Origin of the sequence: Streptomyces sp. TSRI0107, assembly GCF_001905845.1 — a bacterium.
Taxonomy (GTDB): domain Bacteria; phylum Actinomycetota; class Actinomycetes; order Streptomycetales; family Streptomycetaceae; genus Streptomyces.
On sequence record NZ_LIVZ01000004.1, the window covers coordinates 441405 to 461689 of the forward strand.

Annotated in this window: 19 protein-coding genes; 6 read left to right on the forward strand and 13 right to left on the reverse strand. The window is 73.5% G+C overall.

Features of this window, described 5'->3' with window-relative positions:
- The first annotated feature begins 33 nt into the window (after positions 1 to 33).
- On the forward strand, positions 34 to 2346 hold the full coding sequence (locus AMK31_RS12345; protein WP_073940504.1) for a glycoside hydrolase family 3 N-terminal domain-containing protein: 2313 nt from the start codon (positions 34 to 36) through the stop codon (positions 2344 to 2346).
- 103 nt (positions 2347 to 2449) lie between these two features.
- On the opposite strand, the gene AMK31_RS12350 is transcribed toward AMK31_RS12345, so the two are convergent.
- The 4 genes from AMK31_RS12350 to tsaB are packed head-to-tail and all read right to left on the reverse strand — an operon-like array spanning position 2450 to position 4992.
- Positions 2450 to 2716: a hypothetical protein gene (locus AMK31_RS12350; protein WP_073940505.1), complete on the reverse strand. Its 267-nt coding sequence runs from the start codon at positions 2714 to 2716 to the stop codon at positions 2450 to 2452.
- Positions 2713 to 3804 carry a tRNA (adenosine(37)-N6)-threonylcarbamoyltransferase complex transferase subunit TsaD gene (gene tsaD, locus AMK31_RS12355; RefSeq protein ID WP_073940506.1) on the reverse strand — a complete coding sequence of 364 codons (1092 nt, stop codon included), beginning with the start codon at positions 3802 to 3804 and terminating at the stop codon, positions 2713 to 2715. Before tsaD ends, AMK31_RS12350 begins: the two co-directional genes overlap by 4 nt.
- Positions 3797 to 4342: a ribosomal protein S18-alanine N-acetyltransferase gene (gene rimI / locus AMK31_RS12360; RefSeq protein WP_385312711.1), complete on the reverse strand. Its 546-nt coding sequence runs from the start codon at positions 4340 to 4342 to the stop codon at positions 3797 to 3799. Before rimI ends, tsaD begins: the two co-directional genes overlap by 8 nt.
- On the reverse strand, positions 4339 to 4992 hold the full coding sequence (gene tsaB, locus AMK31_RS12365) for a tRNA (adenosine(37)-N6)-threonylcarbamoyltransferase complex dimerization subunit type 1 TsaB (protein WP_073940507.1): 654 nt from the start codon (positions 4990 to 4992) through the stop codon (positions 4339 to 4341). Before tsaB ends, rimI begins: the two co-directional genes overlap by 4 nt.
- A 121-nt stretch (positions 4993 to 5113) precedes the next feature.
- Here tsaB and AMK31_RS12370 point away from each other — a divergent pair, with 121 nt between their 5' ends.
- Positions 5114 to 5668 carry a hypothetical protein gene (locus tag AMK31_RS12370; RefSeq protein WP_073940508.1) on the forward strand — a complete coding sequence of 185 codons (555 nt, stop codon included), beginning with the start codon at positions 5114 to 5116 and terminating at the stop codon, positions 5666 to 5668.
- 5 nt (positions 5669 to 5673) lie between these two features.
- Here AMK31_RS12370 and AMK31_RS12375 read toward each other — a convergent pair whose 3' ends face one another.
- The 7 genes from AMK31_RS12375 to AMK31_RS12405 form a co-directional block, all read right to left on the reverse strand.
- The gene (locus tag AMK31_RS12375) at positions 5674 to 5856 is read right to left on the reverse strand and encodes a hypothetical protein (protein ID WP_073940509.1); all 183 of its coding nucleotides are present in this window, start codon (positions 5854 to 5856) and stop codon (positions 5674 to 5676) included.
- Positions 5857 to 6024: 168 nt separating this feature from the next.
- Positions 6025 to 6549 carry a tRNA (adenosine(37)-N6)-threonylcarbamoyltransferase complex ATPase subunit type 1 TsaE gene (gene tsaE / locus AMK31_RS12380; protein ID WP_073940510.1) on the reverse strand — a complete coding sequence of 175 codons (525 nt, stop codon included), beginning with the start codon at positions 6547 to 6549 and terminating at the stop codon, positions 6025 to 6027.
- Positions 6515 to 7756, reverse strand: coding sequence for an alpha/beta fold hydrolase (locus AMK31_RS12385; protein WP_073940511.1), 1242 nt, complete (start codon positions 7754 to 7756; stop codon positions 6515 to 6517). The genes tsaE and AMK31_RS12385 overlap by 35 nt, the downstream gene beginning before the upstream one ends.
- Positions 7757 to 7803: 47 nt before the next feature.
- Entirely contained in the window at positions 7804 to 9006 is a 1203-nt protein-coding gene (gene alr / locus AMK31_RS12390) for an alanine racemase (RefSeq protein WP_198948476.1), read from the reverse strand.
- A gap of 217 nt (positions 9007 to 9223) precedes the next feature.
- Positions 9224 to 10660, reverse strand: a complete 1437-nt coding sequence (locus AMK31_RS12395; protein ID WP_073940512.1) for a bifunctional ADP-dependent NAD(P)H-hydrate dehydratase/NAD(P)H-hydrate epimerase — start codon at positions 10658 to 10660, stop codon at positions 9224 to 9226.
- 154 nt (positions 10661 to 10814) lie between these two features.
- Positions 10815 to 11120 (reverse strand): hypothetical protein, encoded by a 306-nt coding sequence (locus AMK31_RS42300; protein ID WP_073940513.1) that lies wholly within the window; start codon positions 11118 to 11120, stop codon positions 10815 to 10817.
- A 310-nt stretch (positions 11121 to 11430) separates the two neighbouring features.
- Positions 11431 to 11802, reverse strand: coding sequence for a holo-ACP synthase (locus AMK31_RS12405; protein ID WP_073940781.1), 372 nt, complete (start codon positions 11800 to 11802; stop codon positions 11431 to 11433).
- Between the two features lie 134 nt (positions 11803 to 11936).
- On the opposite strand from AMK31_RS12405, the gene AMK31_RS12410 reads away from it, so the two are divergent.
- The gene (locus AMK31_RS12410) at positions 11937 to 12905 is read left to right on the forward strand and encodes a hypothetical protein (protein WP_073940514.1); all 969 of its coding nucleotides are present in this window, start codon (positions 11937 to 11939) and stop codon (positions 12903 to 12905) included.
- 13 nt (positions 12906 to 12918) lie between these two features.
- Positions 12919 to 14661 carry a M16 family metallopeptidase gene (locus AMK31_RS12415; RefSeq protein WP_073940515.1) on the forward strand — a complete coding sequence of 581 codons (1743 nt, stop codon included), beginning with the start codon at positions 12919 to 12921 and terminating at the stop codon, positions 14659 to 14661.
- Between the two features lie 20 nt (positions 14662 to 14681).
- On the opposite strand, the gene glmS is transcribed toward AMK31_RS12415, so the two are convergent.
- The gene (gene glmS, locus AMK31_RS12420) at positions 14682 to 16529 is read right to left on the reverse strand and encodes a glutamine--fructose-6-phosphate transaminase (isomerizing) (protein ID WP_073940516.1); all 1848 of its coding nucleotides are present in this window, start codon (positions 16527 to 16529) and stop codon (positions 14682 to 14684) included.
- A gap of 175 nt (positions 16530 to 16704) precedes the next feature.
- On the opposite strand from glmS, the gene coaA reads away from it, so the two are divergent.
- Together coaA and AMK31_RS12430 are read left to right on the forward strand one after the other, a co-directional pair.
- Positions 16705 to 17673, forward strand: coding sequence for a type I pantothenate kinase (gene coaA / locus AMK31_RS12425; protein WP_073940517.1), 969 nt, complete (start codon positions 16705 to 16707; stop codon positions 17671 to 17673).
- A gap of 32 nt (positions 17674 to 17705) precedes the next feature.
- The gene (locus AMK31_RS12430; RefSeq protein ID WP_073940518.1) at positions 17706 to 18677 is read left to right on the forward strand and encodes a DUF389 domain-containing protein; all 972 of its coding nucleotides are present in this window, start codon (positions 17706 to 17708) and stop codon (positions 18675 to 18677) included.
- A 52-nt stretch (positions 18678 to 18729) separates the two neighbouring features.
- On the opposite strand, the gene glmM is transcribed toward AMK31_RS12430, so the two are convergent.
- Entirely contained in the window at positions 18730 to 20088 is a 1359-nt protein-coding gene (glmM, locus tag AMK31_RS12435; protein ID WP_073940519.1) for a phosphoglucosamine mutase, read from the reverse strand.
- Positions 20089 to 20285 lie beyond the last annotated feature (197 nt).

Genomic DNA, 20285 nt, shown 5'->3' on the forward strand with positions numbered 1-20285 from the left:
GCCCGCGCATCCGCCCTTACCGACAGGAGTTCCATGACCAGCCCCTGGCGTGACCCCGCCCTGCCCACCGCCGCCCGCGTCGAGGACCTGCTCGCACGGATGACCCTGGAGGAGAAGACGGCTCAGCTGTACGGCGTGTGGGTGGGCGCGGCCACGGACGGCGCCGGTGTCGCACCCCACCAGCACGACATGACCGTCGACTCCTCCGAGGAGGGATGGGCCGAGCTGATCACCCACGGCCTCGGCCAGCTCACCCGCCCCTTCGGCACCGCCCCCGTCGACCCGGAGGCCGGTGCCCGCTCCCTGGCCGGCGCGCAGCGCCGGATCGCCGAGGCCGGCCGGTTCGGCATCCCGGCGCTGGCCCACGAGGAGTGCCTGGCGGGCTTCACCGCGTGGGGCGCGACGGCGTACCCGGTGCCGCTGGCCTGGGGCGCCGCCTTCGACCCGGCGCTGGTGGAGGAGATGGCCCGGCACATCGGCCGTGACCTGCGCTCGGTCGGCGTCCACCAGGGCCTCGCCCCGGTCCTGGACGTCGTACGGGATCTGCGCTGGGGCCGGGTGGAGGAGACCATCGGCGAGGACCCGTACCTGGTCGGCACGGTCGGCGCCGCCTATGTGCGGGGCCTGGAGTCGGCCGGGATCGTGGCCACGCTGAAGCACTTCGCCGGGTACGCGTCCTCGGCGGGCGCGCGCAACCTGGCCCCGGTACGGGCCGGGGTCCGGGAGTTCGCGGACGTGACCCTGCCGCCGTTCGAGCACGCGCTGCGCGAGGGCGGGGCGCGCTCGGTGATGGCCGCGTACACCGAGACGGACGGCGTGCCCGCCTCGGCGGACCCCGGGCTGCTCACCGAACTCCTGCGCGACCGGTGGGGCTTCACCGGCACGGTGGTCGCCGACTACTTCGCCGTCGGCTTCCTGCAGAGCCTGCACCGCGTCGCCGGCTCGGACGCCGAGGCGGCGCACGCCGCGCTCGCGGCGGGCATCGACGTGGAGCTGCCGACGGTGAAGTGCTACGGCAAGCCGCTGCTGGAGGCGGTCCGGGCGGGCGAGGTCCCCGAGGAACTCGTCGACCGCGCCGTGCGCCGGGTGCTGACCCAGAAGTGCGAGCTGGGCCTGCTCGACGAGGACTGGACGCCCGAGCCGGCCGGGCCCATCGACCTGGACTCGGCGGCGAACCGCGCCCTGGCCCGCCGCCTGGCGGAGGAGTCGGTGGTGCTGCTGTCCGACCCGGACGGCCTGCTGCCGCTGCCGCCGGACACCCGGATCGCGGTGGTCGGCCCGCGCGCCGACGACCCGCTGGCCATGCTGGGCTGCTACTCCTTCCCCTCCCATGTGGGCGCCCACCACCCGGAGATCCCGATGGGCATCGAGATCCCGACCCTGCTCCAGGCCCTGCGCGCCGAACTCCCCGACGCCAAGGTGACCCACGCACGGGGCTGCGACACCTCCGACCCGGACACCTCCGGCTTCGAGGAGGCGGTGGCCCGGGCCGCGGAGGCCGACGTCTGCGTGGCCGTGCTCGGCGACCGGGCGGGCCTGTTCGGGCGCGGCACCTCCGGCGAGGGCTGCGACGCCCTGGACCTCGCGCTTCCCGGAGTGCAGGGCGAACTGCTGGACGCCCTGGTCGCGACGGGCGTCCCGGTGGTCCTGGTCCTGCTCACCGGCCGCCCCTACGCGCTCGGCCGCTGGGACGGACGGCTCGGCGCGGCCGTCCAGGCCTTCTTCCCCGGCGAGGAGGGCGGCCCGGCGCTGGCGGGCGTCCTGTCGGGCCGGGTGAACCCGTCCGGCCGGCTCCCGGTGAGCGTGCCCCGCGACCCGGGCGGCCAGCCGTGGACGTACCTCCAGCCGCCACTGGGCCTCGCGGGCGAGGTCAGCAACCTCGACCCGACGCCGCTGTACCCCTTCGGCCACGGCCGCTCGTACACGACGTTCGCCTGGGAGGACGTCACCGGCGGCAGCCCGGAGATCGGCACGGACGGCTCGTACGACCTGTCCGTCACCGTCCGCAACACCGGTGACCGGGCGGGCGCGGAGGTCGTCCAGCTCTATCTGCACGACCCGGTCGCCCGCGTCACCCGCCCGGACATGCGGCTCGTCGGCTACCAGCGCCTGGCCCTGGAGCCCGGCGAGGCGGCCCGCGTGACGTTCCGCTTCCCCGCCGACCTCTCCGCGTTCACCGACCGCACCGGCCGCCGCGTGGTCGAACCGGGTGCCCTCCAGCTCCGGCTGGCGGCGTCCAGCGCGGACGTACGGCACACGGCGTTCCTGACCCTGACCGGGCCGGAACGGGTGCTGGGGCCGGAGCGGCGACTGCGCTGCGAGACGGAGGTGCACCGGCTGGATTGACGCGTTCATATCCAACGCGCAGCGGGCATCGCGGGCGAGCCGGTGGACCGGGGCCGGATGCGGAACCGGTCGCTGGGCCGGCTGCCGGGGGTCTGAGCGGCGGTCAGCCGGCGGGGGCGACGCCGACCGACTCGAACCGCCAGCGGTGCACCGCGCGGGTGACCAGCTCACCGGTCGGTTCCGGCAGCTCGGGCAGTTCGGCGTCGTAGCCGGCGTCCCACCAGGTGACGACGAGCACCCGGTCCTGCGGGGCGCGGAAGGTCTCCCGCCGCAGCGGGGCGGGGGTCAGCTCCTGGGCGCGGGCCCAGGCGAGCAGTTCCCCGCCCTTGCCGGGGACCGCCCGCGCCTCCCACATCAACGCGACCGTCACGAGTACAGGTTCTCCTTGCTTACCTCGTGCACGTGGTCGTGGTCGTGCCCGGGGACGTGCGGGTCCGTCACCGGCAGGGACGAGTCCGCCGACAGGTCCCAGCTGGACGCGGCCCGGTTGCGGGCGACCATCTCGGCGCCCAGCGCGGCCACCATCGCGCCGTTGTCCGTGCACAGCTTGGGGCGCGGCACGCGCAGCCGGATCCCGGCCGCCTCGCACCGCTCCTGGGCGAGCGCCCGCAGCCGGGAGTTGGCGGCCACCCCGCCGCCGATCATCAGGTGGTCGACGCCCTCGTCCTTGCAGGCCCGCACGGCCTTGCGGGTGAGCACGTCCACGACCGCCTCCTGGAAGGAGGCCGCCACGTCGCGCACCGGCACCTCCTCGCCCGCCGCCCGCTTGGCCTCGATCCAGCGGGCCACGGCGGTCTTCAGACCGGAGAAGGAGAAGTCGTAGGCGGGGTCGCGCGGCCCGGTGAGCCCGCGCGGGAAGGCGATCGCCTCCGGGTCGCCCTCGCGGGCGTACCGGTCGATGACCGGGCCGCCGGGGAAGCCGAGGTTCAGCACCCGGGCGATCTTGTCGAAGGCCTCGCCGGCCGCGTCGTCGATGGTGGCGCCCATCGGGCGGACGTCGGAGGTGATGTCGGAGGAGAGCAGCAGGGACGAGTGTCCGCCGCTCACCAGCAGCGCCATCGTCGGCTCCGGCAGCGGGCCGTGCTCCAGCTGGTCGACGCAGATGTGGGAGGCGAGGTGGTTGACGCCGTAGAGCGGCTTGCCGAGGGCGTAGGCGTACGCCTTCGCCGCCGAGACGCCGACCAGGAGCGCGCCCGCGAGGCCCGGACCGGCGGTGACGGCGATGCCGTCCAGGTCCCTGGCGCTGATCCCGGCGTCCTTCAGGGCGCGGTCGATGGTGGGCACCATCGCCTCCAGGTGGGCGCGGGAGGCGACCTCGGGGACGACACCGCCGAAACGGGCGTGCTCGTCGACGCTGGAGGCGACGGCGTCGGCGAGCAGAGTGGTGCCGCGGACGATGCCGACGCCGGTCTCGTCGCAGGAGGTCTCGATACCGAGGACGAGGGGTTCGTCAGCCATTGCTCTGGGTTCCTTCTTCGGTTTCGGTGCCCGCGGCCGGGCCGCTGTCAGGCGCTGTGGTCAGGCGCATCACGAGGGCGTCCACGTTGCCGGGCTGGTAGTAGCCGCGCCGGAAGCCGATGGGTTCGAAGCCGAAGCGCTCGTACAGCTTCTGCGCGCGGACGTTGTCCACCCGGCACTCCAGCATCACCTCGGCGCACTCGAACGCGGTGGCGGCCCGCAGCAGTTCGGTGAGCAGCCGGGCGCCGAGGCCGGTGCCCCACTGGTCGCGGGCGACGGCGATGGTCTGGATGTCGCCGATGTCACCGGCGGAGGCGAGTCCGGCGTAGCCGACGATCCGGCTGCCGCCCTGCTCCGTCTCCTCCTCGGCGACGACGTACCGCCGGGTGGCCCCGGGCCCGCGGGCATGGGCCAGTTCGGACCAGAACATGCCCCGCGACCAGGCGTCCTCGGGGAAGAGGTCCCGCTCCAGTTCGAGTACGGGGTCGATGTCCCACCAGCGCATCTCGCGCAGTCGGGGGGTCTCGGTGCCGGTCACTTGGGGGTGACCACCTTGTAGTTCTTGGGGACCTGGGCGTCGGGCCGGCGCAGGTACAGCGGCCGGGGTGCGGGCAGCTCCTCCCCCGCGGCCAGCCTGCGGGCGGCCAGGGAGGCGAGCGCCGCGGCGGAGACGTGCTCGGGCTCGTGCGCGCTGGGGAAGGTGTCCGGGTACAGCAGCGCCCCGGCGCCGACCGCGGGCAGGCCCTGGACCTGCTCGGCGATGTCGGCGGGGCGGTCCACCGCCGGGTCGGTGACCCGGGTGTGGGAGTCCGCGTACCGCGCCCAGTAGACCTCCTTGCGCCGGGCGTCGGTCGCCACGACGAAGGCGCCTTCGAGGTCGGTGGCGTAGGCGAGGCCGTCGAGCGTGCACAGGCCGTGCACGGGGACGCCGAGGGCGAGCCCGAAGGTGTCGGCGGTCATCAGGCCGACGCGCAGCCCGGTGTACGGACCGGGCCCGGTCCCTACGACGATGCCGGTCACGGCGTCGAGCGCGAGCCCCGCCTGGCCGAGCACACGGTCGACGGCGGGCAGCAGCAACTCACCGTGCCGTCGCGCGTCCACCTGGCTGGACGAGGCGATGACATCCGTTCCGTCGTGCAGGGCGACGGTGACGGCGGGCGTGGCGGTATCCAGAGCGAGCAAGAGCACGCCAACAGCCTACGGCTCCCGGCGGCCCGTGTCGGAAGTCCCGGTTCCCTCACTCACCGACTGCTACCGTCACGTCCCGTTACGGTACGTCTGTGGACATACGAGGCGGAGGTGGACGCCCGTGGCCAGCAGCAGCGCCGGACTCGTGACCGGGCTGACGGCGGCGGCGATCGGGACGGTCGGGTTCCTCGCCTTCCAGGCGGCGGCGAACGTGCCTCCGGTGCTGGGGAAGCACGCGCGCGGCACCCTCCCGGCGGCGGCGGCTTCGAAGGCGCCCCGCGACGAGCTGAACCCGGCCGCGCTGCCCGCGGGTTCCGGCCGGGGCAAGCGCGTCGTGTACTCGCTGGACGACGACCGGGTGTGGCTGGTCGGCGCGGACAACAAGGTCCGGCGCACCTTCGAGGTCACCCCGAGCGAGCTGGACCCGGTGCCCGGCGTGTACGAGGTGACGTCCCGCTCGAACCGCACCACCGGCTCCGACGGCACCCCCATCGAGCACGTCGTCCGGTTCGCCTCGGTCGACCACGTGACCATCGGCTTCAGCGCGGCGGTGGACGGCTCCACCCCGCCCCCGGAGCCGGGCACGCTGACCGGCGGCATCCGGCAGTCCCGTGCCGACGGGAACGCGATGTGGAACTTCGCGACGATCGGCCAGCAGGTCGTCGTCATCCGGTAGGGCGACTACGCGGCCTTCCGCTGCCGGGTCAGCCGTTCGGGTTCCGGCAGGCGGGGCTCGCGGGGCGGGGTCGAGACGGCGGTGGCCGCGGCGCAGGACGCCAGCAGGTCACGCATGGACACCGGCGGGACCGGGGACAGGGGGGCAGCCGCGCGCGGCGGTGTCTCGTCTCGTTCCGTGGCCGACATGGACGCCTCCTGGGATCTGGGGGCGGACGTAGTTAGGTTGACCTAACTACGGACGGGATACCATGTGACCACGCCCGACGGGCCCAGCGCAATATCTTCCCGACGTCCTGTCGGAAACCGTCACCGGGCCTTCGGAAGCCGTCGTGGGGGGCGGCTCGGAATCACCGCTCAGGCGGACAGCGCGCTCAGGTCCGCCGCCGTCCAGCGCTCCCCGATCCCGGTGAACGTCACGTGCCGCACCTCGTCGGTGGTGTCGCCCACGGCCCGGTGGATGACGACGTGCAGCCGGTCGTCGGTCAGCTCCTCGACCTTGCCCTCGCCCCACTCCACGACGATCACCGAATCGGGCAGCGAGACGTCGAGGTCCAGGTCCTCCATCTCGTCCAGCCCGCCGGACAGCCGGTAGGCGTCCACGTGGACGAGCGGCGGGCCGTCGCCGAGCGAGGGGTGCACCCGGGCGATCACGAACGTCGGGGAGGTGACCGCGCCGCGCACGCCCATCCCCTCGCCCAGTCCGCGGGTCAGCGTGGTCTTGCCGGCGCCCAGCTCACCGGTGAGCATCACCAGGTCGCCGGCGCGCAGCAGCTTGGCGAGCCGGCGGCCCAGCTCGCGCATCTGGTCGGGGGAGGTGACGGTCAGCTCGGTCTCAGCCGAGCGCTCAGCCGGGTTGTGCGGTGCCGCTGGTGCTTCCATAGCCACCCACGGTAGCCCCTGCGGGCACGGCACCCGCGCGGGTGAGCAGGTCGGCGAGCCGGTCGGTGACCACTTCCGGGTGTTCCAGCATCACCAGATGCCCGGCGTCCGGCACCAGCACCAGCTCGGCGTCCGGCAGCAGATCGGCGATGACCTCACTGTGCTCGCTGGGCGTCACCAGGTCCCGGACCCCGGCCAGCACCAGCATCGGCAGCTCCGCGAAATGGGCCAGCGCCTGCGTCTTGTCGTGCTCGGTGAACGCCGGATAGAACTCGGCGACGACGTCGATCGGCGTGCTCTCGATCATCCGCTCGGCGAACCGCTCGACGGCCGGGTCGATGTCCCGGGACGCGAACGAGTACCGCTTGATGACCCCGGCGAACAGATCGGCGGTCGCCCGCCGCCCCTTCTCCACCAGCTCGGCCCGCTGCCCGAGCGCCTTCAGCACCCCGGGGAGCACCCGCCGCACCGCGTTCACCCCGGCCACCGGCAGCCCGAAGTTGACCTCGCCGAGCCCTCCCGACGACGTCCCCACGAGCGCCACCGCGACCACCCGCTCCCGGACCAGCTCCGGGTACTGGTCGGCCAGCGCCATCACGGTCATCCCGCCCATGGAGTGCCCGACCAGCACGATCGGCCCCTCGGGCACGGCCGCGTCGATGACGGCCTTCAGGTCGCGGCCCAGCTGGTCGATGCTGACCGGCACCCCCTCCGTCAGCTGCGCCGCCCCGCGCCCGGACCGCCCGTGACTGCGCTGGTCCCAGTGCACGGTCCGTACGACGCCCCGCAGCGCGGCCCGCTGGAAGTGCCAGGAGTCCTGGGTCAGGCAGTAGCCGTGGCTGAAGACGACGGTGACGGGAGCGGGCGCCTTGCGGCCGAAGAGCCGTCGCCGGCGCGGGCTGACGGCGGCACCCGTGTCGGGCTGGACGTCGTCGACCTCGTAGTACAGCTCGGTGCCGTCGTCGGCGTACGCCTTGCCGGGGGTGCCGCGCAGCGCCCCGTACGGCCCGGTCGAGTCGAGGGCGAGCCGGGCCCTGCGGCGCATGCCGCGTCCGACCGTCATCCGCTCCACGGCGACGCCGGCGGCCGCGCCGGCGGCCAGTACGCCTATCGCGGCGCCCGCGATCCCGGTCGCCCGGCGCCAGCTCCCGGCCGCCCCCGCGGCGGAGACGACGTCCGCGACGGCCTCCGCGCTGCTCTCGCTCACGTACCGCTCCTCACGGACTCACGCACTACTGACCGGTCGCTTATCGATTACCCGTTCCCCGGGCCGTTCACATCGCCGTTCACATCGCCGTCCACGTAGACGCGGGGAACGCGGGTTCCGATGCGGGTGACGATCTCGTACGCGATGGTCCCCGCGGCCTGCGCCCAGTCCTCGGCGGTGGGCTCCCCGCGGTCACCCGGCCCGAACAGCACGGCCTCGTCACCGGGCGCGGGCTCGTCACCGCCGAGGTCCACGACGAACTGGTCCATCGCGATCCGCCCCGCCACCGTGCGCCACTTGCCGCCGACCAGCACCGGACCGGTCCCCGAGGCGTGCCGCGGAATGCCGTCCGCGTAACCGAGCGGGACCAGACCGAGAGTGGTGTCCCCGGGCGTCGTGTAGTGGTGGCCGTAGCTGACGCCGTGCCCGCCGGGGACGTGCTTCACCAGGGCCAGCGAGCCCACCAGGGTCATCACCGGGCGCAGTCCGAAGTCGGCGGGGGTGCCGATCTCCGGGCTGGGCGAGACGCCGTAGAGAGCGATACCCGTACGGACCAGGTCGAAATGGGTCTCGGGCAGGGTGAGCGTCGCCGGCGAGTTGGCGATGTGCCGCACCTCGGGGCGCACCCCCTGCTCCTCCGCGTACGCCACCATCTCCCGGAACAGGTTCAACTGCGCGGCGATCGAGGGATGGCCGGGCTCGTCGGCGCAGGCGAAGTGCGACCAGAGCCCGGTGATCCGCACCAGGCCCTCGCGCTCTGCCCGCAGCGCGGCGCCGACCAGCTCCCGCCAGTCGCCGCCGGGCTGGCACCCGTTGCGCCCGAGCCCGGTGTCCGCCTTCAGCTGCACCCGCGCGGGCCGCCCCGCGAGCCGAGCGGCCTCGGTGACCTCCCGCAGCGCCCACATCCCGCTCACCGACACGTCGACGTCGGCCTCGACGGCCTCCCGCCACGGTCCGCCCGGCGTCCACAGCCAGCACAGGATCCGCACCTCCGCGGGCACCACCCCGGCCGCGCGCAGCGCCAGCGCCTCCTCGGGCGTGGCGGTACCCAGCCAGGTCGCCCCCGCCTCGACGGCCGCCCGGGCACACGGCACCGCCCCGTGCCCGTACGCGTCGGACTTCACCACGGCCATCAGAGCCGCACCGGGAGCATGGCCGCGCAGGGCCCGCACATTGGCGCGCAGCGCGCCCAGATCGATCTCGGCACGAGCGCGCAACGGGGCGGTCGGCAGATGTGCAGTCGTACTCATCGGGGCCAGTCTCTCAGAGGCCCCCACCGCCCCGGGCGGCCGCACAGGCCAGGCACGACATGGGCGTGTCGCACCAGTCCCGGTGAGCCGCGGGCATACGTGCCGCCAAGGGCGGCACGGGTGGGCGCGGCGGCACCCCGCCGGCGCCGGGCCGCGCGAACACCCCCCGGCCGGCCCGCACGCCGAGCACGAAGCAACCGGCCCCGGCCGACCCAGCTCAATCCCCCCTGACCCCCCGCCAAGCCCTGGGCACCGCCTCCGCCACATCCCCCGCCCCCACCGGCGCCCCCTCCGCCGCGAACCTCCCGGCGAGGCCGTGCAGGTACGCGCCCACGCTGGCCGCGTCGACCGCCGGCAGCCCGGCTGCCAGCAGCGACCCGGCGAGTCCGGACAGCACGTCCCCGCTGCCGGCGGTGGCCAGCCAGGCGGTGCCGGTCGGGTTCACCCGCACCACGCCCCGGCCCCCCGCCCCGGCGACCAGCGTCGTCGACCCCTTCAGCAGCACGGCCGCCCCGTACCGCCCCGCCAGTTCCCGCACCGCCGACAACCGAGCCCCCTCGACCTCCTCGCGGCTCACCCCGAGCAGCGCGGCCGCCTCCCCGGCGTGCGGCGTCATCAGGGTGGGTGCGGTACGCGCCCGTACCACCCCGGCGTCGGCCAGCCGCAGCCCGTCCGCGTCGACCAGCACCGGCACGTCGGCCGCCAGCACCTCCGCGACCGTCCCCGCGTCGTCCCCGGCCCCCGGCCCCACGACCCAGGCCTGTACCCGCCCGGCCCGCTTCGGCCCCGCGTCGGACACCAGCGTCTCGGGGAAGCGGGCGATGACCGCGTCCCCGGCGGGCCCCACGTACCGCACCGCCCCGGCCCCGCCCCGCAGCGCGCCCGCGACGGCCAGCACCGCCGCCCCGGGGTACCGGGCCGACCCGGCGGCGACGCCGACGACTCCGCGCCGGTACTTGTCGCTCTCCCCCGCCGGCTCCGGCAGCAGCGCCGCGACGTCCGCGTGCTGCAACGCCTCCACCTCGGCGTCGGCGGGCAGTTCCAGCCCGATGTCCACGAGCCGTACCGACCCGGCGTACTCCCGCGCCGGGTCGATCAGCAGCCCCGGCTTGTGCGTCCCGAACGTCACCGTCACATCGGCCCGCAGCGCCGCGCCCCGCACCTCACCGGTGTCCGCGTCGACGCCGCTCGGCAGGTCGACGGCGACGACGGCGGCCCGGGCCAGCGCGGCGGCCTCGGCGAGCGGTACGGCCTCGGCCCGCAGCCCGCCCTTCCCCCCGATGCCGACGATCCCGTCGACGACGAGGTCGGCCCGCTCGATCAGCGCTTCCCCCGCACCGGCCGCCGCGACGGCGCCTCCGGCCCGCCGCAGCGCCGCGAGCCCTCCGGCGTGCGCCCGCCCCGGCGACAGCAGCACGGCGGTGACACCCGCGCCGCGCCGCGCGAGCCGCGCCCCGGCGTACAGGGCGTCACCCCCGTTGTCACCGCTGCCCACCAGCAGCACGACCCGGCTGCCGTACACCCGTCCCAGCACCTGCGCGCAGGCGGTGGCGAGTCCGGCCGCCGCCCGCTGCATCAGCGTCCCCTCCGGCAACCGGGCCATCAGCTCCCGCTCCGCCGCCCTGACCGTCTCCACGCCGTACGCGGTCCGCATCCGTCCACCTCTCCCGCACCTCGTCGACCACTTGGAACCCTGCGGCGAGTACACGGACTTCCGCAACAGCACTCCGGTCGACAGCACGCGGTCGATCCGCTGAACAGCGTCGCCGGTCGCCCCGCGTCACGGGGGCGACCGGCGACGTAGAGGGTCAGTCCTCGCCGAACAGGTCCTCCGCCTGCTCGACCTTCACGGCACGTACGAGCCAGTCGTCGAGGCGGGAGAGATCCGAGCAGTCGAACAGGCGATCGCGTACGGCGTCGGAGACGGTGAAACCGCGGGCCTGAAGGACACGCAGCACGGCCTCGGCCCTACCCACGGCCCTGCCTTCAGCCACGCCCTGGGCCTTGCCCGTGGCGATGCCCTTGGCGATGCCCTCGGCCATGCCCTCGGCCTGGCCCTCCAGGTACGTCTCCTCGAAGAGGGTGCCCCTGCCGGGGAAGTAACTGATGACCATTTTCTCCAGCTCTCTCCACGTCTCCCGGGCCGGAGTGTCCTCCAGGCCGACTTCCAGCAGTTCCGACGAGCGGCTTCAGTTCCGTGGTGTCGGGGGTGATGGCCTCGATGTTCGCCTTCACGGGCGGCGGCAGGCCCAGCGCCTCGAAGATGGGTGCGAGGACTTCCGGATGGTCCTGAAAGATCCGGTGGGAGGCCTCGTGGGTGGATGTCACCATGGGCCCGACTCTGCGTTGCCACGCGACGCGAATTCCGGGCAACGGAGATCCGTTCACCCTTCCGAGGGCCGAAAAAACGTTCCTACCCCGCCCTCACCCCTCCGCCACCACCACCGCCGAAGCCACCCCCGCGTCATGGCTGAGGGACACATGCCAGCTCTGTACGCCGAGTTCCGCCGCGCGGGCCGCCACGGTCCCGGTCACCCGCAGCCGGGGCTGCCCGCTGTCCTCGACGTACACCTCGGCGTCCGTCCAGTGCAGGCCGGGCGGTGCGCCCAGGGCCTTGGCGACGGCCTCCTTGGCCGCGAAGCGGGCGGCGAGGGAGGCGATGCCGCGGCGCTGGCCGCCGGGCAGCAGCAACTCGCTGTCCCGGAAGAGGCGCTGCGCCAGGCCGGGGGTGCGCTCCAGGGCCGCCGCGAAGCGGTCGATCTCGGCGACGTCGATACCGACTCCGATGATGCTCATGCCGAGCACCCTACGGTCGGACGCCCCCGCTCCGGGCTGCTAGCCTGCGGCGACTTCACACTTCACACGCCGGCGCGCCCTGGGGGGCCAGTTCGCGCGCCCGGCGTTGTCACGGCACGCCAGGGGGCGGAGGCATGAGCAGGACCACCAGCGGCATACCGGGCGCGGTGCCCGGGACGGGGCCGTACTTCGACCCGTACGACACCCTCCCCGAACTCCTCCCGCTGCGCACCGCCGCCCGCGTCGGCGACTGGGCCGCCGTACGGGCGTACTTCGCCTCGCTCGACTCTCCGGAGAAGGTGACGTACGCCGTCGGTCTGCTCGCCGAGGAGGACGGCGTGGAGGCGATGCTGGAGCGGGTCGCCGCCGAGCATCCGGCGGATCCGCTGCCGCGCACCCTGCTCGCCGACCGCTATGTCCGCATCGGCTGGGCGATCCGCAGCGATCTGCGCGCCCAGCACGTCTCCCGGGACCAGTTCGCGCAGTTCCACGACTGGCTGCGCAAGGCGGAGCAGATCCTCATCGAGGTGTGCGCCCAGCATCCCTGGTACGCCCCCGCCTGGACCGTACGGCTGATCACCGCGCGCGGGCTGCAGCTCGGCCAGGCCGAGGCCCGCCGCCGCTACGACCGGCTCAGCGCGCACCACCCGCACCACTACCCGGCGCAGACGCAGCTGCTCCAGCAGCTGTGCCCGAAGTGGAGCGGTTCCTGGGACGCCGCGCACGGCTTCGCCCGCGAGGCCACCACCGCGGCCCCGGACGGTTCGCACACCGGCGCCCTGGTCGCGCTCGCCCACCTGGAGCGCTGGCTGGACCTGGACGGCGCGGAGGGCACCGCGTACATGCGGGGCGTCCCGGTCCGCGACGACCTGCGGTTCGCGGCGCAGGTCTCCGTGCTGCACGCGGACTACCGGCCGGGCTGGCACTGGATCGGCGCGCACAGCGCGTTCGCGATGGCCTTCTCCCTCGGCGGCCACTTCGAGGACGCCCACCGGCACTTCGCGGTCCTCGGCGACCGGGCGAGCGAGTTCCCCTGGTCGTACCTGTCGGATCCGAAGGCCGCGTTCATCAAGTACCGCAAGTCCGCGCTGGCGACGTTCTGAGGGGGCGGCACACATGACCACCGACATCGCGGGCGGCCTCGACGCCCTCTCCGGCCTGATCTCCCACACCACGACCCACGGCATCCCCACCCTCCACGCCCCCGCCCAGGGCAGCGAGATCACCGCCGGGCTCTTCTTCCGCGTGGGCCGCGCCGACGAGACCCTCGCCACCAGCGGCATCACCCACCTGGTCGAGCATCTGGCGCTGCACCGCCTCGGCCTGTCCGACCTGCACTACAACGGCGCAACGGCGAACGCGTACACCCTCTTCCACGTCACCGGCAGCGAGGAGGAGGTCGTCGCCCATCTGAACGCCGTCTGCGCGGCGCTGCGCGACCTGCCGCTGGACCGGCTGGAGACGGAGAAGGAGATCCTGCGGACGGAGGCCGCCGGCCGCGGCCAGGGACCCAACTCGCAGATGCCGCTGTGGCGCTACGGCGCCCAGGGCTACGGCCTGTCCAGCTACCGCGAGCTCGGCACCTGGAACCTGACCGCCGACCAGGTCCGGCACTGGGCGCAGACCCGGTTCACCCGGGACAACGCGGTGCTGTGGATCACCAGCGAACACGTCCCGGCGGGCCTGGACCTCACGCTCCCGGCCGGCACCCGCATCCCGGCCCCGGCGGCGACGAGCGCCCTGCCGGTCACCCCGGCGTACATCCACGGCGACGACGGCCATGTCGTGTTCACCTCGGTGCTGCGCCGCACCACCGCCGCCTCCGTCTTCGCCGACGTCCTCGGCCGCGCCCTGTTCCAGGACCTGCGCCAGGAGGGCGGCTACTCGTACACGGCGGAGGCCGACTACAGCCCGCGTGACGCCGGTTTCGCCACGCTCACCGCGTACGCGGACGCGTTGCCGCAGAAGCAGGACGCGGTCGTCGGCGGGTTCGTCGACACGCTCGCGCGCCTGCGCGCCGGCCGGATCGAGCAGGCGGAGCTGGACGCCGTACGCGCCAAGATCCTGAAGATGTACGACGTGCCGGACCTGGGCGCCGCCGCGCTGCCGTCGTACGCGCTGAGCCTGCTGCTCGGCCACCGCATCCTCTCCCCGGACCAGCACCGGGCCGAGCTGGAGGCGGTGACGGTGGACGATCTGCGCGAGGTGGCCCGGGAGGCCTGGGACGCGGGGCTGCTCCAGGTGCCGGGCCGGGGCGCAGACTGGGCGGGCCTCACGCTGGCCCCGCAGTACTCCCCGGACGCGGTCACCGGCACCCGGCACGCCTCGCTGGAGGACGAGCGGGTCACCCTGGTCATCGGCGCGGAGGGCGTCAGCCTGCTGACGCCGGGCGGCCCGGTGACCGTGCGGTACGACGCCTGCGCGGCGATGTCCGTCCGGCCCGACGGGGCGCGCGGCCTCACCGGGCACGACGGCTTCTCCGTGACCGTGGAGCCCACCCTCTACCGGGGTGTCACCCCGGACCGGATCGCGGCCCTGGACGCGGCGGTCCCGCCGGGCGTGGTGGTCCGCCTCCCCGCCAGGGACCCGGAGGACATCCCCCGGCCGAGCGAGCGCCCGAAGGGCTCCGGCCGCGCGCCCGGCGGCCGGAGCAAGGCCGCCTGGGCCTGGCAGACCGGGTTCTGGATCAGCTCGGCGCTGACCCTCGTGTGGGGTCTGCTGTGCGCCCTGGTCACGCTCGACGAGGCGGGTGCCGCCCGTCCCGAGTGGGACGCGGTGATCGGCATCTGGGCGCTGGAGCTGCCGCTGCTGTTCGTGACGTGGAAGCTGCTGCGCGAGCCGCGCCGCAGGGCCCGCTGACGGCGCGGCCCGCCCGGCCGCTACTCCACGGTCACCGACTTCGCCAGGTTCCGCGGCTGGTCCACCTCGTTGCCGCGGGCCGTGGCCAGCTCGCAGGCGAAGACCTGGAGCGGCACCGTGGCCACCAGGGGCTGGAGCAGCGTCGGGGTGGCGGGGACGCGGATCAGGTGGTCGGCGTACGGCACGACCGCCTCGTCGCCCTCCTCCGCGATGACGATGGTGCGGGCGCCGCGCGCGCGGATCTCCTGGATGTTGGAGACGATCTTGTCGTGGAGGACGGACCGGCCGCGCGGTGACGGCACCACCACCACGACCGGCAGGTCCTCCTCGATCAGCGCGATCGGCCCGTGCTTCAGCTCGCCCGCCGCGAAGCCCTCGGCGTGCATGTAGGCGAGTTCCTTCAGCTTGAGGGCGCCTTCCAGGGCCACCGGGTAGCCGACGTGCCGGCCCAGGAAGAGCACGGTGTTCTTGTGGGCGAGGCTGCGGGCCAGCGTCCGCACCGGCTCCATGGTCTCCAGGACCCGCTCGACCCCGGCGGCGATCTTCGACAGTTCCCGGATGACGTCCCGGACCTCGTCGGCCCACTTGGTGCCGCGCACCTGGCCCAGGTACAGGGCGACCAGGTAGCAGGCGACCAGCTGGGTCAGGAACGCCTTCGTCGAGGCGACGGCGACCTCGGGCCCGGCGTGCGTGTAGAGCACCGCGTCGGACTCCCGCGGGATCGTCGACCCGTTGGTGTTGCAGATCGCCAGCACCTTGGCGCCCTGCTCGCGGGCGTGCCGCAGCGCCATCAGGGTGTCCATGGTCTCCCCGGACTGGGAGATCGCGACGACCAGCGTCTGCGGGTCGAGGATCGGGTCGCGGTAGCGGAACTCGCTGGCCAGCTCGACCTCGCAGGGGATCCGCGTCCAGTGCTCGATGGCGTACTTGGCGATCATCCCGGCGTGGAAGGCCGTGCCGCAGGCGATGATGACGACCTTGTCGACCTCCCGCAGCACCCCCGGCGGGATGCGGACCTCGTCCAGCGTCAGCGAGCCCGCCGCGTCGATGCGTCCGAGCAGGGTGTCGGCGACCGCCTTGGGCTGTTCGGCGATCTCCTTGAGCATGAAGTAGTCGTAGCCGGCCTTCTCGGCGGCGGACGCGTCCCAGTCGACGTGGTACGAGCGGACGTCGGCGGGGCTGCCGTCGAAGCCGGTCACGGTCACCCCGTCCCGGCGCAGCTCCACCACCTGGTCCTGGCCCAGCTCGATCGCGGAGCGGGTGTGGGCGATGAACGCGGCGACGTCCGAGGCGAGGAACGCCTCGTCCTCGCCGACGCCGACGACGAGCGGCGAGTTGCGGCGCGCGCCGACGACCAGGTCGGGCTCGTCGGCGTGCACCGCGACCAGCGTGAACGCGCCTTCGAGCCGCCGGCACACCAGCCGCATCGACTCGGCGAGGTCGGCGCAGGAGGAGAACTCCTCGGCGAGCAGATGCGCCACGACCTCGGTGTCCGTCTCGGAGGCCAGTTCGTGTCCGCGTTCGGCCAGCTCGGCCCGCAGGGCGGCGAAGTTCTCGATGATGCCGTTGTGGACGACGGCGACCCGGCCCGCGTTGTCGAGGTGCGGGTGGGCGTTGGCGTCGGTCGGTCCGCCGTGGGTGGCCCACCGGGTGTGTCCGATGCCGGTGGAGCCGGTCGGCAGCGGTCGCTCCGACAGCTCCTTCTCCAGGTTGACCAGCTTCCCGGCCCGCTTGGCCGCGGCCAGCCCGCCGTCGGCGAGCACGGCGACACCGGCCGAGTCGTAGCCCCGGTACTCCAGCCGCTTCAGTCCGGCCATCACGACATCGAGCGCCGACTGCGCTCCCACGTATCCCACGATTCCGCACATGAGCGGCAGCCTACGGTCGTTTCACGCTCCGAACCTGCCGTAGCGTGCCCGAATTCGGAAATTCCCACGGGGGTACGAGGCCGTCGGAGCGCTCCGGAGCCCCGCGTGACGGATGCCACCCCACCTTCCGTTCGTACTCCCGTAACAATGGACTGTGATCTCTCCGGTCTCCTCGATGCCCCGGAGCGCCCACCGGCCCCGCCCGGAGGCGACTCCCTACGTCGACCTCACCCGCGCCGAGTGGAGCGCGCTGCGTGACAAGACGCCGCTGCCGCTGACCGCCGAGGAGGTCGAGAAGCTGCGCGGCCTCGGCGACGTCATCGACCTCGACGAGGTGCGGGACATCTACCTGCCGCTGTCCCGGCTCCTCAACCTCTACGTCGGCGCCACCGACGGCCTGCGCGGCGCGCTGAACACGTTCCTCGGCGAACAGGGCTCCCAGTCCGGCACCCCCTTCGTGATAGGGGTCGCCGGCTCGGTCGCCGTGGGCAAGTCCACGGTCGCCCGCCTGCTCCAGGCCCTGCTGTCCCGCTGGCCGGAGCACCCGCGCGTGGAGCTGGTCACCACGGACGGCTTCCTGCTGCCGACCAAGGAGCTCCAGGCCCGCGGCCTGATGTCGCGGAAAGGTTTCCCCGAGTCCTACGACCGGCGCGCCCTGACCCGTTTCGTCGCCGACATCAAGGCCGGGAAGGGCGAGGTCGGCGCCCCCGTCTACTCCCACCTCATCTACGACATCGTGCCCGGCGAGCGCCTGGTCGTGCGCCGCCCCGACATCCTGATCGTCGAGGGCCTGAACGTCCTCCAGCCCGCCCTGCCCGGCAAGGACGGCCGCACCCGGGTCGGCCTCGCCGACTACTTCGACTTCAGTGTGTACGTCGACGCGCGCACCGAGGACATCGAGCACTGGTACCTCGACCGGTTCCGCAAGCTGCGCGCGACCGCCTTCCAGAACCCCTCCTCCTACTTCCGCAAGTACACGCAGGTGTCGGAGGAGGAGGCCCTGGACTACGCCCGCACGATGTGGCGCACCATCAACAAGCCCAACCTGGTGGAGAACATCGCCCCCACCCGCGGCCGCGCCACCCTCGTCCTGCGCAAGGGACCGGACCACAAGGTGCAGCGCCTGAGCCTGCGAAAGCTGTAAGCCCGTCACCGAGGGCTGTTAGAAAGGGCGGCATGCTGCATCTGCGCCTGATCACGCCGTCCGACCGGACGGACGCCGTGGCCCGCCTGATCGAGGACACGGTCGGAACCACGCACCTGGTCGTGCTGCCGGGCGCCGCCCGCGACCCGGTCGGCGACGTCGTGCTGTGCGATGTCGCCCGCGAGGCCGCCGACGAACTCATCACGGCACTGAGCCGGCTGGGGCTCGACGAGTCCGGCTCGATCGCGGTCGAGAACATCGACCTGTCCCTCTCCCAGCGCGCCGAGAAGGCCGAGAAGGACGCCCCCGGCGAGGCCGCGGACGCCGTCCTGTGGGAGCACCTCGTGGAGGAGACGCACGAGGAATCGACGCTTTCCGTCACCTACCTCGCGTTCATCACCCTGGCGACGATGATCGCGGCCTGCGGTGTGGTCCTCGACAACGCGATCCTGATCGTGGGCGCGATGGCGGTGGGCCCGGAGTTCGGACCGCTGGCCGGCGTCTGCACCGCTCTCGTGCAGCGCCGCCCCCGCCTGGCGCTGCGCTCCCTGGTCGCCCTGCTGGCCGGCTTCGCCGTGGCGATGCTGGTGACGGTCGGCTTCAGCCACTTCATGGACGCCGTCGACCTGTTCACCGCCGAGGCCCTGGACGCCGAGCGCCCCAACACCAACTTCATCTACCGCCCCGACTGGTTCTCCTTCGTCGTGGCGGTCCTGGCGGGCTGCGCCGGGACCCTCTCCCTGACCTCGGCGAAGTCCGGCGCCCTGGTCGGCGTCGCCATCTCGGTCACCACGGTCCCGGCCGCGGCCAACGCGGCGGTCGCCTTCAGCTACAGCGAGTACCGCCAGGCCTGGGGCTCGGCCGAACAGCTCCTGCTGAACCTGGTCGGCATCATGCTCGCCGGCACACTGACCCTCCTGACCCAGAAGGCTCTGTGGTCGAAGACGACCGGCAGGAAGAACGCCGCTCAGGGGCGCGGGGAACTGCGCGACGAGCCACGGTGAACCCGCGGCCCGCAACGCACGGAACCCCCGCCCCGAACCCGGCGACGAGGGACTACCCCAGCGCGGACTTCACCGCATCGGCCAGCCGCCCCGCGACGGACTGCGCCTGCTCGATGTCCGCCGCCTCGACCATCACCCGGACCAGCGGCTCGGTCCCGGAGGGACGCAGCAGCACCCGCCCCGTCGCTCCCAGCTCCCGCTCGGCCTCGGCGACGGCCACACCCAGCTCGGCCGAGGTCCCGACCCGGGACCTGTCCACGTCCGGCACATTGATCAGCACCTGCGGCAGCCGCTCCATCACGCCCGCCAGCTCCCGCAGCGACCGCTTGGTCTCCGCGACCCGGGCGGCCAGCAGGAGCCCGGTCAGCGTGCCGTCGCCGGTGGTGGCGTGGTCGAGGATGATCACATGCCCGGACTGCTCGCCGCCGAGCGCGAAGCCGTGCTGCTTCATCTCCTCCAGGACGTACCGGTCGCCGACCGCGGTCTGGACGAGCCGGATGCCCGCCTGCTCCATGGCGAGCTTGAAGCCCAGGTTGGACATGACGGTGGCGACCACGGTGTCGGCCCGCAGCTCGGAGCGCTCCCGCAGGGCGAGGGCCAGCACGGACAGGATCTGGTCCCCGTCGACCTCCGCACCGGTGTGGTCGACGGCGAGGCACCGGTCGGCGTCCCCGTCGTGGGCGATGCCGAAGTCCGCGCCGTGCTCGACGACCGCGGCCTTGAGCGGCCCGAGGTGCGTCGACCCGCAGCCGTCGTTGATGTTGAGCCCGTCCGGCTCGGCACCGATGGTGATCACCTCGGCGCCGGCCCGGGTGAACGCCTCCGGCGACACCCGCGCGGCCGCGCCGTGCGCCTCGTCGAGGACGATCTTCAGCCCGTCGAGCCGGTTGGGCAGCACTGCGAGCAGGTGCTCGACGTACTGCTCGGCGCCTTCCTCGTAGTCCCGCACCCGGCCGACGCCGGCCCCGGTGGGCCGGTCCCAGGGCGCGCCGGTGCGGTGCTCCTCGTAGACGGACTCGATGCGGTCCTCGATGTCGTCCGGCAGTTTGTGGCCGCCCCGGGCGAAGAACTTGATGCCGTTGTCGGGCATGGCGTTGTGGCTGGCGGAGAGCATGACGCCCAGGTCGGCGCCGAGGGCGCCGGTGAGGTGGGCCACGGCGGGGGTCGGCAGCACGCCGACGCGCAGTACGTCCACGCCGGCGCTGGCGAGGCCGGCGACGACGGCGGCTTCCAGGAACTCCCCGGACGCGCGCGGGTCCCGTCCGACCACCGCCTTGGGCCGGTGACCCTCGAAGGTGCCCGCCTCGGCCAGTACGTGGGCCGCCGCGACGGACAGTCCGAGCGCCATCTCGGCGGTCAGATCCGCGTTGGCGACACCGCGCACACCGTCCGTGCCGAAGAGTCGTCCCACTTGTCCTCCTGAGGAAGCATCAGTTCCGGAAAGCCCCCGCCGGTGCGGCCCGGGCAGGCGGCTCCCGTGATCCCGGGCGAAGCGACACCCTGCCCGGCCATCCGATCACACAAGCCTTTGAGCGTCTTGTGCCGTTATACGCCTGTGGTTGTGATAAACGAACGCCCCGGCGGCACAGTGGCGTGCCGCCGGGGCGT

Bases quoted from the DNA above. Each gene is read 5' to 3' on its own strand.
- AMK31_RS12430 (WP_073940518.1), top strand. From the start codon at position 17,706: ATGCTGCATCTGCGCCTGATCACGCCGTCCGACCGGACGGACGCCGTG.
- AMK31_RS42300 (WP_073940513.1), bottom strand. From the start codon at position 11,120: ATGGTCATCAGTTACTTCCCCGGCAGGGGCACCCTCTTCGAGGAGACG.
- tsaD (WP_073940506.1), bottom strand. From the start codon at position 3,804: ATGGCTGACGAACCCCTCGTCCTCGGTATCGAGACCTCCTGCGACGAG.
- AMK31_RS12405 (WP_073940781.1), bottom strand. From the start codon at position 11,802: ATGAGCATCATCGGAGTCGGTATCGACGTCGCCGAGATCGACCGCTTC.
- AMK31_RS12410 (WP_073940514.1), top strand. From the start codon at position 11,937: ATGAGCAGGACCACCAGCGGCATACCGGGCGCGGTGCCCGGGACGGGG.
- AMK31_RS12375 (WP_073940509.1), bottom strand. From the start codon at position 5,856: ATGTCGGCCACGGAACGAGACGAGACACCGCCGCGCGCGGCTGCCCCC.
- AMK31_RS12415 (WP_073940515.1), top strand. From the start codon at position 12,919: ATGACCACCGACATCGCGGGCGGCCTCGACGCCCTCTCCGGCCTGATC.
- glmS (WP_073940516.1), bottom strand. From the start codon at position 16,529: ATGTGCGGAATCGTGGGATACGTGGGAGCGCAGTCGGCGCTCGATGTC.
- AMK31_RS12345 (WP_073940504.1), top strand. From the start codon at position 34: ATGACCAGCCCCTGGCGTGACCCCGCCCTGCCCACCGCCGCCCGCGTC.
- coaA (WP_073940517.1), top strand. From the start codon at position 16,705: ATGCCCCGGAGCGCCCACCGGCCCCGCCCGGAGGCGACTCCCTACGTC.
- alr (WP_198948476.1), bottom strand. From the start codon at position 9,006: ATGAGTACGACTGCACATCTGCCGACCGCCCCGTTGCGCGCTCGTGCC.
- tsaE (WP_073940510.1), bottom strand. From the start codon at position 6,549: ATGGAAGCACCAGCGGCACCGCACAACCCGGCTGAGCGCTCGGCTGAG.
- AMK31_RS12395 (WP_073940512.1), bottom strand. From the start codon at position 10,660: ATGCGGACCGCGTACGGCGTGGAGACGGTCAGGGCGGCGGAGCGGGAG.